We start from the raw sequence: 13,466 nt of genomic DNA on the forward strand, positions 1-13,466 counted from the left end.
CTACTTGTCGCCCGCATAGGCGAACTTGCCGTTGCGGATCACCCCCATCACGCGCGAACGCTGGTCGAAGCCCTGGTGGTCCTTCGCGTTCAGGTTCAGCACGCCGTTGGGGATGGTGAGATTGGTGGTGGATTCGAGCGCGTCGCGCATGGCGGCGCGGAATTCGCGCGTGCCGGGCTGGGCGCCGGTCTTGAGCGCGCGGCGCGCGGCATCGTCCAGCAGCAGCCACGCGCCCCAGGCGTCGCCGGCAAACTGCGTCACGCTGTCGGCGCCGTACTTGCCCTCGTAGCGGTTGACGAAGTCCAGCGCGACCTTGCGCACGGGGTGGTTCTCGGGCAGCTGGCGCGCGACCACGACCGGGCCGGTCGGGAACAGCGTGCCTTCCACGTCCTTGCCGCCCATGCGCAGGAATTCCCAGGTGGCGATGCCGTGGGTCTGGTAGACCTTGCCCTTGTAGCCGCGCTCGCCCAGCGTCTTCTGCGGCAGCACCGAGGGCGTGCCGGCGCCGGCGATCAGCACGGCGTCGGGGTTTGCCGCCATCAGCTTGAGCACCTGGCCGGTCACCGAAGTATCGTTGCGCGAGAAGCGCTCGTTGGCGACGACCTTGATCTTGCGCACTTCGGCCAGCCTGGAGAACTCGCGCCACCAGCTTTCGCCATAGGCGTCGGCAAAGCCGATGAAGCCGACCGTCCTGATGCCGTGGTTGCTCATGTACTCCGTCAGCACGGTCGCCATGTGCGAGTCGTTCTGCGGCATCTTGAAGGCCCAGCGGCGCTTGGCGTCGGTCTGCGGCTCGACGATCGACGCCGACGCGGCCAGCGCCACCATCGGCGTCTCGCCCTCGGACACGGCGTCGAGCGCGGCCAGCGCAGTCGGCGTGATATTGGGGCCGACGATCACGTCGACCTTTTCCTCGGAAATCAGCTTGCGCACATTGCGCACCGCCGCGGCCGGGTCGGAGCCGTCGTCCAGGATCACGTAGTGCGCCTTCTGGCCGCCCAGCGTCTGCGGCCACATCAGCACGGTGTTCTTGGAGGGGATGCCGATCGAGGCCGCCGGCCCGGTGGTGGACACGTCGATGCCGACGCGGATATCGGCCAGCGCGGCGGCGCTGGCGCCAAGCAGGGTGGAAAGTACGATGGCGGGCAGCAGGCGGGGCAACTTCGGCATTTGTCTCCTCCAGTCTTATTTGTGACGGGAAGGATAGCCGAACTCCGCCTGCAAGGGCACGCGCGTCAGCGCACGCCCAGGCGCCACAGCGAAGTCACCTCGGCCGAGCGCGCCGCATGCAGCGGATCGCTGGGGTCCGCGGCGCGCGGATGACGCGGGCGGATATCGGAGCGGCCCAGCACCTTCAGCCCGGCGGCCTCGATCCAGCCTTCGAGCTGCTCGCGCGGGCGCAGGCCCAGGTGCTCCGCCAGGTCGGATAGCAAGAGCCAGCCTTCGCCGCCGGGTTCCAGGTGGGCGGCCAGCCCATCGAGGAAGCCGTGCAGCATGGCGCTGTCCGGATCGTAGACGGCGCGCTCGACCGGCGAGCTGGGCCGGGCCGGCACCCACGGCGGGTTGCACACCACCAGCGGCGCACGGCCTTCCGGGAACAGGTCGGCCTGCACGATCTCGACGGCGCCGGCATAGCCGAGCTGGCCGATGTTCTCGCGTGCGCAGGCCAGCGCACGCGGGTCCTGGTCGGTGGCGACGATGCGCTGCACGCCGCGCCGGGCCAGCACCGCGGCCAGCACGCCGGTGCCGGTGCCGATGTCGAAGGCCAGCGTTTTCGACGGCAGCGGCTCGGCGGCGACCAGGTCGACATACTCGCCTCGCACCGGCGAGAACACGCCGTACCAGGGATGGATGCGGTCTTCCAGCGCCGGGATTTCCACGCCTTTCCTGCGCCATTCATAGGCGCCGATCATGCCCAGCAGCTCTCGCAGCGACGCCACATAGGGCTCGCCCGCCGGACCGTAGACCTGCTCGCAAGCTTCGCGGACATCGGGCGCGCGGCGCAGCGGCACGCTGTGGTCGGCCTCGAACGGCAGCAGCAGCATGCCCAGCGTGCGGGCGCGCTGCGACTGCGCCAGCCGGTGCAGGTGGAACGCCTCGGTGGCGGAGCCGGGCGCGCCCTTGGCCTTCTGGCCTGGCCGGCTGGCCTTCTTGGGCTTGCGCTCGGTGCGCCGCGCCATGGCGTTGAGCAGCTGGCGCGCGTTCTGGAAGTCGCCGCGCCACAGCAGGGCAGTGCCCTCGCAGGCTAGCCGGTAGGCGGTGTCGGCGCTGGTGGTGTCGTCGGCGACCACCACGCGGCGCGGCGGCGGGTTGCCGGCCTCGGAGCGCCAGGCGGCGCTGCGCTCGGTGCCGTCCTCGGTCCAGTGGATGCGGGGCAGTTCGCTGGTGGCTTCGCTCATGGGTTCGCTCATGGGTTTGCTCACAGCGCCTCCGGCCGGCGCGGCGTGACGGATTGGGAATGCATATTGGGTTCTGCTTCTTATATAGAGAGAGGCGGCGGGCTGCCGCGCTCAGAGTTCGTAGGCTTCGTGCTCGCCCGACATGGCCTGTTCGACCAGCTTGCGGTTCAGCGTCGGCGAGAACAGCTCGATAAAGGTGTAGACAAAGCTGCGCAGGTAGGCCCCCTGCTTGACCGCCAGGTGCGTCACATTGCTGCCGAACAGGTGCCCGGCCGAAATCCCGCGCAGGTTTCGGTCGCGCTCGGCATCATAGGCCACGCCGGCGACGATGCCCACGCCCAGGCCGATCTCCACGTAGGTCTTGATCACGTCGGCGTCGATCGCCTCGAGCACGATGTCCGGCTTCAGGTGGCGCAGCTCGAAGGCCTTGTCGATCTTGGGCCGGCCGGCAAAGTTGGGATCGTAGGTGATCAGCGGGTAGCCCATCAGGTCTTCCAGCGCCAGGTGCTTCTTGTCCAGCAGCGGATGATCGGGTGGCGTAATCACCATATGTGTCCACTGGTAACCCGGCAGCGACACCAGGTTCTTGTCGTCGGTGATGCCTTCCGTGGCGATCCCGATATCGGCCTGGTCATGCAGCAGCATGTCGGCGATCTGCGCCGGGTTGCCCTGCTGGATCGACAGCCGCACCTTGGGGTAGCGCTTGGTGAACTCGCCGATCACCCGCGGCAGCGCGTAGCGCGCCTGGGTATGGGTGGTGGCAATGGTGAAGTTGCCCTGGTCCTGCGCGGCATAGTCCATGCCGACCCGCTTCAGGCTCTCGACCTCCTGCAGGATCTTCTCGACCGAGGTCAGGATCCGCCGCCCGGGCTCGGTCAGGCTGCGGATGCGCTTGCCATGGCGCGTGAAGATATCGACACCCAGCTCTTCTTCCAGCTCGATGATGGCCTTGGACACGCCGGGTTGTGACGTATAGAGCGCTTTAGCGGCTTCGGTCAGGTTGTAGTTCTGCCGGACGGCCTCGCGCACGAAGCGAAACTGGTGCAGGTTCATATAACTCGGGTCGTATAAACAAACAACTTCTTATTAGTTTGAGGTATGAGGCCAGTTTATTACGATTCTCGAACTTTGTTAATGAACGTCCTGCCCTCAGTGCGTCCGCTCGCAGCCCCCGGATTGTGATGCGAGCCTCACGGGCCAGGGCCCACCGAGTCCCTCATGTCGCTGGCCTATACCGTTTCCGGTCTGTTTGTAGGCGTCCTCGTCGGTCTGACCGGCGTGGGTGGGGGCTCGTTGATGACGCCGCTGCTGACGCTGCTGTTCGGCTTTTCGCCGGCGACCGCGGTCGGCACCGACCTGGCCTTCGCGGCCATCACCAAGGGTTTCGGCACTATCGCGCACCGTGCCCACGGCCATGTGCAGTGGCAGGTAGTGCGGCGCCTGTGCATCGGCAGCCTGCCGGCGGCGGTCGTGGCGATCCTGGTGCTCAAGAGCGCCGGCGAGCTCAACGCCCAGTGGCTGCACGCGATCCGCGTGACCATCGGCGTGTCGGTGCTGCTGACCGTATTGTCGCTGCTGTTCCGCAAGCAGATGCTGGCCTGGCTCGAGCGCAACCCGCGCTTCCAGCTGCACGGCCGCACCCAGGTCATCGCCACCATCGTGGTCGGCGCGGTCATCGGCGTGCTTGTGACGGTGTCGTCGATCGGCGCCGGCGCGGTTGGCGCCACGCTGATCCTGCTGCTGTATCCCCATATGAAGCCGGCCGAAGTCGCCGGCACCGATATCGCCTACGCCGTCCCGCTGACGGCGCTGGCCGGGCTGGGCCACGTGTGGCTCGGCACCGTCAACTGGAATTTGCTGCTGGCGCTGCTGGTGGGTTCGATCCCCGGCATCTGGCTGGGCGCGCAACTGTCGCGGGCGCTGCCCGAACGGCTGGTGCGTGCCGCCCTGGCGACCACGCTGACGCTGGTCGCCATCAAGCTCGTTTCCTGAATTCAACGAATACTGAACGGACCCCGCCATGTATCAGTACGACCAATACGACCAGCGCATCGTCAACGAGCGCGTCGCCCAGTTCCGTGACCAGGTGCGCCGCCGCCTGTCGGACGAGCTGACCGAGGAAGAATTCCTGCCGCTGCGCCTGCAGAACGGCCTGTACATGCAGCGCCATGCCTACATGCTGCGCGTGGCGATCCCGTACGGCCTGCTGTCGTCGACGCAGCTGCGCAAGCTGGCCCACATCGCGCGCGAATACGACCGCGGCTATGGCCACTTCTCCACCCGCCAGAACATCCAGTACAACTGGATGGAGCTGGAGCGCGTGCCCGACGTGCTGGCCGAGCTGGCCAGCGTCGAGATGCACGGCATCCAGACCTCGGGCAACTGCGTGCGCAACATCACTACCGACCACTTCGCCGGCGTTGCGCCGGACGAGTCGGTGGACCCGCGCGTGCTGGCCGAACTGCTGCGCCAGTGGAGCACGTTCCAGCCGGAATTCGCCTTCCTGCCGCGCAAGTTCAAGATCGCGATCTCGGCCTCGAAGGATGACCGCGCCGTGGTGCAGATGCATGACATCGGCATCTACGCCTACAAGAATGCCGACGGCGAAACGCGCCTGCGCATCCTGGCCGGTGGCGGCCTGGGCCGCACCCCGATCCTGGGCTCGGTGATCAAGGAAGACCTGCCGTGGCAGCACATGCTGACCTACGTCGAGTCGGCCATCCGCGTGTACAACCGCTATGGCCGCCGCGACAACAAGTACAAGGCCCGCATCAAGATCCTGGTGAAGGCCATCGGCGTGGAGAAGTTCGCGCAGGAAGTCGAGGAAGAATGGCAGCACAGCAAGGACGGCCCGGCCACGCTGACGCAGGTCGAGTTCGACCGCGTGGCCCAGTACTTCACGCCGCCCGCGTATGAAAAGCTGGCCGACACCGACGCCTCGTACGAAAACCACCTGCTGGAAGACAAGGCGTTCGCGCGCTGGGTCAGCCGCAGCGTGCACGGCCACAAGGTGCCGGGCTACGCCGCGGTGACGCTGTCGACCAAGCCGGGCCTGGCCTCGCCCCCGGGAGATGCCACCGACGCGCAGATGGAAGCCGTGGCGGACTTCGCCGACCAGTTCGGCTTCGGCGAGCTGCGCGTGGCGCACGAGCAGAACCTGGTGCTGCCGGACGTGAAGAAGCAGGACCTGTACGCACTGTGGCAACTGGCGAAGAAGGCTGGCCTGGCCACCCCGAACATCGGCCTGCTGACCGACATCATTGCCTGCCCGGGCGGCGACTTCTGCTCGCTGGCCAACGCCAAGTCGATCCCCATCGCGCAGGCGATCCAGGACCGTTTCGATGACCTCGACTACGTCTACGACCTGGGCGAGATCTCGCTGAACATCTCGGGCTGCATCAACGCCTGCGGCCACCACCACGTCGGCAACATCGGCGTGCTGGGCGTCGACAAGGACGGTTCGGAGTGGTACCAGGTCACGCTGGGCGGCGCGCAGGGCAACCAGACCGCGCTGGGCAAGGTGATCGGCCCGTCGTTCAGCGCCGAGGAAATGCCCGAGGTCGTGACCCGCATCATCGACACCTTCGTGGCCAACCGCATCGAAGACGAACGCTTTATCGAAACCCTGTCCCGCATCGGCATCGCCCCGTTCAAGGAGCGCGTCTATGCCGACAAGCAGCCGCGCGAGCGCGCCGAAGCCTGAGGACCGGAGAGACTGAACATGGCAAAGATCATTCAACTGCAACGCCAGGATGCAACGGGCAGTGCGAACGTCACCCCGGTGATCGTCGAAGACAACTGGACCGTGCTGCGCGCCACTGAAGAGCAACCGCTGACCGAAGAGCGCATCGCCGCCGCAGTGCAAAGCCAGGACGCCGTGCTGTTCCCGCTGCCGGTGTGGAAGGCCAATGAAGCGCTGCTGGCCGGCCGCGACGCGGCCCGCACCGGCGTGTGGCTGGCGCCGGAAGACGAGCCGGGCGATGCCGCCGCGTACTTCGACCGCGTGTCGCTGGTAGCGGTGGACTTCCCGGTGTTCCGCGACGGCCGCGGCTTCTCCACGGCCTACCTGCTGCGCACCCGCTACAAGTGGGAAGGCCAGCTGCGCGCCGTCGGCGACGTGCTGCGCGACCAGCTCAACTTCATGAAGCGCTGCGGCTTCGATGCCTTCGCGGTCCGCGCCGACAAGAACATCGACGACGCCATCAAGGGCTTCACCGAGTTCACCGTGACCTACCAGGCTTCGGTCGACGAGCCGCTGCCGCTGTTCCGCCGTGCCCGCACCGAAGGCGGCGCCGTGCAGCCGAAGGCGACGGCATGAGCACGGTGCTGAGCGATATCGCGGTGGTCGATGCCAGTGCGGTGTCGGGACTGCGGCCGCCCGCGCTGTGGGTGGCGCCGGAATACACCGGCAGCATCGAAGCGCTGGAACAGAAGGAGCGCGAGCTGGGCGAGCGCCTGGCCGGCATCGCCGCGCGTTTCTACCGCGCGCGCTTTGCCTCCAGCCTGGCTGCCGAAGACATGGTGCTGACCGATGCCATCCTGCGCGGCACCCCCGCCGTGCGCGCCGGCATCCGCGTCTTCACGCTGCAGACCGGGCGCCTGCACGCCGAGACGCTGGCGGTGCTCGACAAGGTGCAGTCGCACTACGGCTACAGCATCGAGCAATACACGCCGGACGCCGAGGCGGTCGAGAACTACCTGAAGAAGCACGGCCTGAACGCCTTCTACGACAGCATCGACCTGCGCAAGGAATGCTGCGGCATCCGCAAGGTCGAGCCGCTCAACCGCGCGCTGTCGCACGCCGACGCCTGGCTGACCGGCCAGCGCCGCGAGCAGGCCGTGACGCGCGCCGAGCTGCCGTTCGAGGAAATGGACGACGCCCGCGGCATCCCCAAGTTCAATCCGCTGGCGGACTGGAGCGAGGCCGAAGTGTGGGCCTACCTGAAGCGCCACGACGTGCCGGTCAACGACCTGCACGCCAAGGGCTATCCCAGCATCGGCTGCGAACCCTGTACGCGTGCGGTACGCGCGGGCGAGGATGTGCGCGCGGGACGCTGGTGGTGGGAGAGCAAGGACTCGAAAGAGTGCGGGCTCCACGAACAGAACATCAAGCATTGAGGCCGGTACAAAAATGGGCATCATGAACGACATCGCAGAAGCCACCTCCAGTGTGGCGCACCTGTTGCAGGTACAGAACGACCATCTCGACCGCCTCGAAGCGGAATCGATCTACATCATCCGCGAGGTGGTGGCCGAGTGCCGCAACCCGGCGCTGCTGTTCTCCGGCGGCAAGGACTCGATCGTGATGCTGCACCTGGCGCTGAAGGCCTTCCGCCTGGGCGACCGCAAGATCGAGCTGCCGTTCCCGCTGGTGCATATCGACACCGGCCACAACTACCCGGAAGTGATCGAGTTCCGCGACCAGCGCGTGGCCGAACTGGGTGCGCGCCTGGTGGTGGGCCATGTGGAAGACTCGATCAAGCGTGGCACCGTGCGCCTGCGCAAGGAAACCGATTCGCGCAACGCGGCGCAGGCCGTGACGCTGCTGGAAACCATCGAGGCGCACAAGTTCGACGCGCTGATGGGCGGCGCCCGCCGCGACGAAGAGAAGGCCCGCGCCAAGGAACGCATCTTCTCGTTCCGCGACGAGTTCGGCCAGTGGGACCCGAAGGCCCAGCGCCCCGAGCTGTGGAGCCTGTACAACGCCCGCATGGCGCAGGGCGAGCAGATGCGCGTGTTCCCGATCTCGAACTGGACCGAGCTGGACGTGTGGCAGTACATCGCCCGCGAAAACCTGGCGCTGCCGCCGATCTACTACGCGCACCAGCGCGAAGTGGTGCGCAAGAACGGCCTGCTGGTGCCGGTCACGCCGATCACGCCCAAGCAGGACGGCGACGTCAGCGAAGTGCTGTCGGTGCGCTTCCGCACCGTCGGCGACATCAGCTGCACCTGCCCGGTGGCCAGCGTTGCCGATTCGCCGGAAGCGATCATCGCCGAGACCGCGGTGACCGAGATCACCGAGCGCGGCGCCACCCGCATGGACGACCAGACGAGCGAAGCCTCGATGGAGCGCCGCAAGAAGGAAGGCTACTTCTAAGCCGCAGCAAAGGATTCAGACATGACTCACCAAGCAACTCATCAAGGCCTGCTGCGCTTCATCACCGCCGGCTCCGTCGACGACGGCAAGAGCACGCTGATCGGCCGCCTGCTGTACGACAGCAAGGCCGTGCTGTCCGACCAGCTGACCGCGCTGGCCAACGCCAAGAACAAGCGCACCGCGGGCGAGCAGATCGACTTCTCGCTGCTGACCGACGGCCTGGAAGCCGAGCGCGAGCAGGGCATCACCATCGACGTGGCCTACCGCTACTTCTCGACCGCGCGCCGCAAGTTCATCATCGCGGATACGCCGGGCCACGAGCAGTACACCCGCAACATGGTCACCGGCGCCTCCACCGCGCATGCGGCCATCGTGCTGGTCGATGCCACGCGCGTCACCGTCAATGACGGCCGCGCCGAACTGCTGGCGCAGACCAAGCGCCACTCGGCGATCCTGAAGCTGCTGGAAATCCAGCACGTGATCGTCGCCGTCAACAAGATGGACCTGGTTGATTACAGCGAGCAGCGCTTCAACGAGATCCGCACCGCCTATACCGAACTGGCCGAGCAACTGGGCCTGAAGGACGTGCGCTATGTGCCGGTCTCCGCGCTGCGCGGCGACAACATCGTGCACGAGAGCGACGCCATGCCGTGGTACCAGGGCGAGCCGCTGCTGCCGCTGCTGGAAGAGCTGCCGGTGGAAGAAGCCGCGCCCGAGGATGACGCCGCGCTGCGCTTCCCGGTGCAGCTGGTGATCCGCCAGGACGGTTCGCAATCGGACGATTTCCGCGGCTATGCCGGCCGCGTGGAAGCCGGCACCGTGCGCGTCGGCCAGAAGCTGCGCGTGCTGCCCGCCAACCGCGAAGCGGTGGTGGCCGAAGTGCTGACACCGAATGGCGCCGCTGAATCGGCCAACGTCGGCGACACGGTCACCGTGCGCCTGGCCGAGGACGTCGATGTGTCACGCGGTGACATGTTCGTTGCCGCCGACGCGACCGCGGCGTCGGCCAAGAAGCTGCAGGCCGACCTGTGCTGGTTCGACGACGAGTCGCTGAACCCGTCGCGCAAGTACGTGCTCAAGCACACCACGGCCAGCGTGTTCGCGCGCGTGTCGGCGGTGGACCGCGTGCTGGACGTGCACACGCTGTCGCACGAGACCGGCCGCCACGACATCCGCCTGAACGATATCGGTTCGGTGCAGATCTCGCTGCAGAAGCCGATCGTGTGCGATGCCTACGGCGATAATCCGGCAACGGGCGCCTTCGTGCTGATCGACGAGGCGACCAACCACACGGTGGCCGCAGGCATGATCCGTGCGTTCTCCTGATCGGTAATCAACAGGAACACGGCGGACGAGGGGCTGGAGATGGGCAAGCAGGCACGGAAGACTTACGGCAAGGTGTACCTCATCGGGGCAGGCCCCGGTGCGGCAGACCTCATTACGGTGCGTGGTGCACGGCTTTTGGGCGAAGCCCAGGTGGTGCTGCACGATGCACTGGTGTCGCCGGAGATGCTGGCCTGGTGTCCGCAGGCGGAACTGGTCGAAGTCGGCAAGCGCTGCGGCCAGCGCTCCACCGCGCAGCTGTTCATCAATCGCCAGATCGTCGACCTGGCCGGCAAGTACGAGCGCGTGGTGCGCCTGAAGGGCGGCGACCCGATGCTGTTCGGCCGCGCCGACGAGGAACTGCAGGCGCTGGAAGCGGCCGGCATCGAATATGAGGTGGTGCCCGGCATCACCGCGGCGCTGGCGGCCGCGTCGGCCATCGGCAAGCCGCTGACCAGGCGCGGCGTGTCGCGCAGCGTGGCGTTTGCCACGCAGGCCAAGGCGGCGGACGGCGAGGGTTCGCCCGATATCGAAGCCGCGGTCAGGGCCGACACGCTGGTCTACTACATGGGCCGCGACCAGGCCGCCTCGATCGCCGCGCAACTGATCGCGCACGGCAAGCCCGCGTCGACGCCGGCATGGGTGGTGGAAGCCGCCACCACGCCGCGCCAGCGCAGCCGCGAGTTCACGCTCGGCCAGATGGCGGCCGGGGAAGCGGCGGCATGGATTGACCCGGTGCAACCCAGCTTGCTGATGATCGGCGCCGCGCTGGCCGCGCGCGCGACGGAGGCGCCGCGGGAGGACGTGGGCGTGACTGAAGTGCGCACGCCGCGCGCTGCCTGAGCCACAAGCGCACGCCAGAATGACAAAGCCCCGTGCCGGTATGCCGGCACGGGGCTTTTTTCATTGTTTCGAGGCAAGGTGCCGCTCAGGGCTGTGCGCGATCCGCGCCCGGCAGCGACGCCATGCAGTAAGCCGCGATCGCATCCAGCACCGCATCGGACTCGCCGACCGCGGCCGCGCAGTGAAGCTGCAGGCCAGGATGGGCCTGCCGGCACTGGTCGAGAAGGGCAGGCAGGTCGCGCCGGATATGGCCGCCCTGGCCAAAGAACACCGGCACCACGGTGACCTCGGCCACGCCGCCCGCGGCAAGTTCCGCCAGCGTATCCGGCAGCAGGGGCGACATCAGTTCCAGGAACGACAGCCGCACTTCGCAGCCGGGCAGGGCGGCAACCAGCTTCTGCTGCAGCCGCTCGAACGGCTCGCGCCAGCGCGCATCGCGCGCGCCGTGTGCGAACAGGACCAGGGCACGACCGGAAGCTGCCATGGCCGTCCTCAGTGCCGGTCGACCCAGCGCAGCGCCAGCAGCGCCACCGTCAGGTAAAGCGTGCCTGGCACCAGCGCGGAGATGATCGGCGGCCAGGTATGCAGCAGGCCGACGTGCGAGAACAGCGTATTCGACAGGTGGAACGACAGCCCCAGCATGATGCCGCCGAACACCTTCACGCCCACCGCCCCGGCACGCGCGTGCAGGTAGGCAAAGGGCAGGGCCAGCGCCACCATCACGAACAGCGTCAGCGGGTAGATCACCTTTTTCCAGAACGCGATCTCGTAGCGCTGCGTGTCCTGCTTGTTGTCGCGCAGGTGGCGGATATAGCGGAACAGGTCCAGCGTCGACATCCGCTCCGGCGTCACCAGCAGCACCGACAGGATCTGCGGTGTCAGCTCCGAGTGCATCGCCACGCGCGGGAATTTGAGCTGCTCGGCGCGGAAATCCGGCGCCAGTGCATCACGCGGCGGCGCGGGCTTGGCCGGATCGGCCTGCGGCATCAGCTCGGTAAAGCGCGTCTCGCTGACCCCTTGCAGTTCCCACGCCTGGCCGCCCTGGTAGCGGCCTTCGTTGGCCACGCGGATCACGCGCAGGCGGTATTGCGGGTCGAATTCGTAGATGGTGATGCCGGTGATGGTCTGGTCCGGGCGCAGCCCCGCCACGTTGACGAAGCGGGTGATCTCGCCGCCGCCGGCCGGATCCTGGTCGCGGTCCTTGACCCAGACGCCGGAACGGAAGCCCGCCGATACCGTCGCGCCGATCGCCTCGAGCTTGAGCTTCTGCGCATACTGCTCCGCGCGCGGGCCGATGAACTCGCCGAAGAGAAAGGTCACGATCGCCAGCGGCACCGCCAGCTTGAACAGCGAGAACAGCGCCTGCCGCGTATTCAGGCCGGCGACACGGAAGATGGTGAACTCGGACTGGCTGGCCAGCTGCGAGAACACGTAGATCGCACTGATCAGCACCGCGATCGGCAGCACCTCGTAGACCCGGGTAGGGGCCTGCAGCAGCACGTGGAACAGCGCCACCAGCGAGGTGTACTGGGCGTTGACGTTCTCCAGCTCGTTGAGCATGTCGAAGAACACGAACAGCGACAGCACCGCGAACAGGATGAAGGCGAACACGCTATAGACCAGCCGCCCGAAGTAGCGTTCATAGACGCGCAGGATCCTCATGCCTGGCTCCCGCTGGTGGCGGCATTGCGCCGTTTCAGGCCGAACACGGCGCGCCAGCCGCCCAGGCTGCGGTTCTGCCGGTAGCGGAACAGCATCAGCGCCCCCAGGAACACCGTCAGGTGGATCGGCCACCAGGCCAGCCAGAACGGCACCGAGCCGTTGCGCACCCAGGACTGCGTCAGGTTGACCAGGTTGCTGTAGGTCAGGTAGATCAGCACCGCGAACACCAGCGGGGTATAGCGGCCCAGGCGCGGGTTCACATAGGCCAGGGGGATCGCGATCATCACGAAGTTAAACGCCAGGATCGGCAGCGAGATACGCCAGATCAGCTCGCCCAGGTTCTCGCGCGTGGGGTTGCGGATCAGCTCGATGGTGTCGCGGCTCTTGGGCGGCAACTTGGCCTCGGACTCGGGCGGCTTGCTGTCCACCTTGACCGCGTAGCGTTCGAACTCGACGATGCGGTAGTCGATCTGGCCGGGCGTGCCGGAATAGCGGCGGCCGTTCTCCATCACCACCAGGCGGTCGCCATTGGGCATGGTCTCGAACTTGCCCTGGTGCGCCAGCGCCACGCCGATCTTGTCGGCCTCGGCATTGGCGACGAAGACATTGCGCGCGAACTTCATGCCGGGGTCCATGCCCTCGATGAACAGCACGTAGTTGGCCTTGGCCGGCTCGATGAAGCGGCCGGCGGCGATCATCGACATCACCCCGCGCTGCTCGAAGCGGTCGCGGAACAGCGCGCTCTGCTGGTTGGCCCACGGCCACGCGAACATGCCCAGCAGCAGCGCCAGCACGATGAACGGCGCGGCGAACTGCAGCACCGGCTTGACCAGGTCGCGCAGCGAGATGCCGGCCGAGAACCACACCACCATCTCCGAATCCTTGTACCAGCGCGTGAGCACGATCAGGGTCGAGATAAACAGGGTGGCCGACAGCAGGATGGACAGGTAGCCGATGGTGGCCAGGCCGATCAGCATCAGCACGTCGTTGGGACTGGCCTTGCCGTTGGCGGCCAATCCCAGGATGCGGATCACGAGCGACGTGAGCATGAAGGTCAGCATCACCAGGAACACCGCCCCGGCGGTGTAGGCGAGCTCGCGTCGCAGGGCTTGTTGAAGGATCATGCGGGTTCGGTTCCGGGC

The 13,466-nt window shown here is 67.0% G+C and carries 13 protein-coding genes; 7 read left to right on the forward strand and 6 right to left on the reverse strand.

Annotated features, from left to right (window positions below; genetic code table 11):
• From ACAD63_RS03745 to ACAD63_RS03755, 3 genes are all read right to left on the reverse strand, one after another.
• Positions 1-1,170, reverse strand: a complete 1,170-nt coding sequence (locus ACAD63_RS03745; protein ID WP_133092192.1) for an ABC transporter substrate-binding protein — start codon at positions 1,168-1,170, stop codon at positions 1-3.
• A gap of 65 nt (positions 1,171-1,235) precedes the next feature.
• Positions 1,236-2,399, reverse strand: a complete 1,164-nt coding sequence (locus tag ACAD63_RS03750; RefSeq protein ID WP_135705856.1) for a methyltransferase — start codon at positions 2,397-2,399, stop codon at positions 1,236-1,238.
• 111 nt (positions 2,400-2,510) lie between these two features.
• On the reverse strand, positions 2,511-3,452 hold the full coding sequence (locus tag ACAD63_RS03755) for a CysB family HTH-type transcriptional regulator (RefSeq protein WP_135705854.1): 942 nt from the start codon (positions 3,450-3,452) through the stop codon (positions 2,511-2,513).
• 165 nt (positions 3,453-3,617) lie between these two features.
• Here ACAD63_RS03755 and ACAD63_RS03760 point away from each other — a divergent pair, with 165 nt between their 5' ends.
• Genes ACAD63_RS03760 through cobA form a run of 7 tightly spaced genes read left to right on the forward strand, consistent with a single transcriptional unit; the run spans position 3,618 to position 10,662 of the window.
• On the forward strand, positions 3,618-4,391 hold the full coding sequence (locus ACAD63_RS03760; protein WP_133092189.1) for a sulfite exporter TauE/SafE family protein: 774 nt from the start codon (positions 3,618-3,620) through the stop codon (positions 4,389-4,391).
• A 28-nt stretch (positions 4,392-4,419) separates the two neighbouring features.
• Positions 4,420-6,102: a nitrite/sulfite reductase gene (locus tag ACAD63_RS03765; RefSeq protein ID WP_133092188.1), complete on the forward strand. Its 1,683-nt coding sequence runs from the start codon at positions 4,420-4,422 to the stop codon at positions 6,100-6,102.
• An 18-nt stretch (positions 6,103-6,120) separates the two neighbouring features.
• Positions 6,121-6,717 carry a DUF934 domain-containing protein gene (locus ACAD63_RS03770; RefSeq protein ID WP_434033433.1) on the forward strand — a complete coding sequence of 199 codons (597 nt, stop codon included), beginning with the start codon at positions 6,121-6,123 and terminating at the stop codon, positions 6,715-6,717.
• A complete protein-coding gene (locus tag ACAD63_RS03775) occupies positions 6,714-7,517 on the forward strand; it encodes a phosphoadenylyl-sulfate reductase (protein WP_133092186.1) in 804 nt (267 codons plus the stop codon). Before ACAD63_RS03770 ends, ACAD63_RS03775 begins: the two co-directional genes overlap by 4 nt.
• Before the next feature lie 13 nt (positions 7,518-7,530).
• The gene (gene cysD / locus ACAD63_RS03780; RefSeq protein WP_133092185.1) at positions 7,531-8,496 is read left to right on the forward strand and encodes a sulfate adenylyltransferase subunit CysD; all 966 of its coding nucleotides are present in this window, start codon (positions 7,531-7,533) and stop codon (positions 8,494-8,496) included.
• A gap of 21 nt (positions 8,497-8,517) precedes the next feature.
• On the forward strand, positions 8,518-9,822 hold the full coding sequence (locus tag ACAD63_RS03785) for a sulfate adenylyltransferase subunit 1 (protein ID WP_133092184.1): 1,305 nt from the start codon (positions 8,518-8,520) through the stop codon (positions 9,820-9,822).
• Positions 9,823-9,861: 39 nt separating this feature from the next.
• Positions 9,862-10,662, forward strand: coding sequence for a uroporphyrinogen-III C-methyltransferase (gene cobA, locus ACAD63_RS03790; RefSeq protein WP_133092183.1), 801 nt, complete (start codon positions 9,862-9,864; stop codon positions 10,660-10,662).
• A gap of 85 nt (positions 10,663-10,747) precedes the next feature.
• On the opposite strand, the gene ACAD63_RS03795 is transcribed toward cobA, so the two are convergent.
• From ACAD63_RS03795 to lptF, 3 genes are read right to left on the reverse strand one after another with little or no spacing between them, the layout of a single operon-like run.
• The gene (locus ACAD63_RS03795) at positions 10,748-11,146 is read right to left on the reverse strand and encodes a sirohydrochlorin chelatase (RefSeq protein WP_133092182.1); all 399 of its coding nucleotides are present in this window, start codon (positions 11,144-11,146) and stop codon (positions 10,748-10,750) included.
• A gap of 8 nt (positions 11,147-11,154) precedes the next feature.
• Positions 11,155-12,324 carry an LPS export ABC transporter permease LptG gene (lptG, locus tag ACAD63_RS03800; RefSeq protein WP_133092181.1) on the reverse strand — a complete coding sequence of 390 codons (1,170 nt, stop codon included), beginning with the start codon at positions 12,322-12,324 and terminating at the stop codon, positions 11,155-11,157.
• The gene (lptF, locus tag ACAD63_RS03805) at positions 12,321-13,448 is read right to left on the reverse strand and encodes an LPS export ABC transporter permease LptF (protein WP_133092180.1); all 1,128 of its coding nucleotides are present in this window, start codon (positions 13,446-13,448) and stop codon (positions 12,321-12,323) included. Before lptF ends, lptG begins: the two co-directional genes overlap by 4 nt.
• Positions 13,449-13,466: the final 18 nt, after the last annotated feature.

This window comes from Cupriavidus sp. a3 (assembly GCF_051015765.1).
Taxonomy (GTDB): domain Bacteria; phylum Pseudomonadota; class Gammaproteobacteria; order Burkholderiales; family Burkholderiaceae; genus Cupriavidus; species Cupriavidus oxalaticus_A.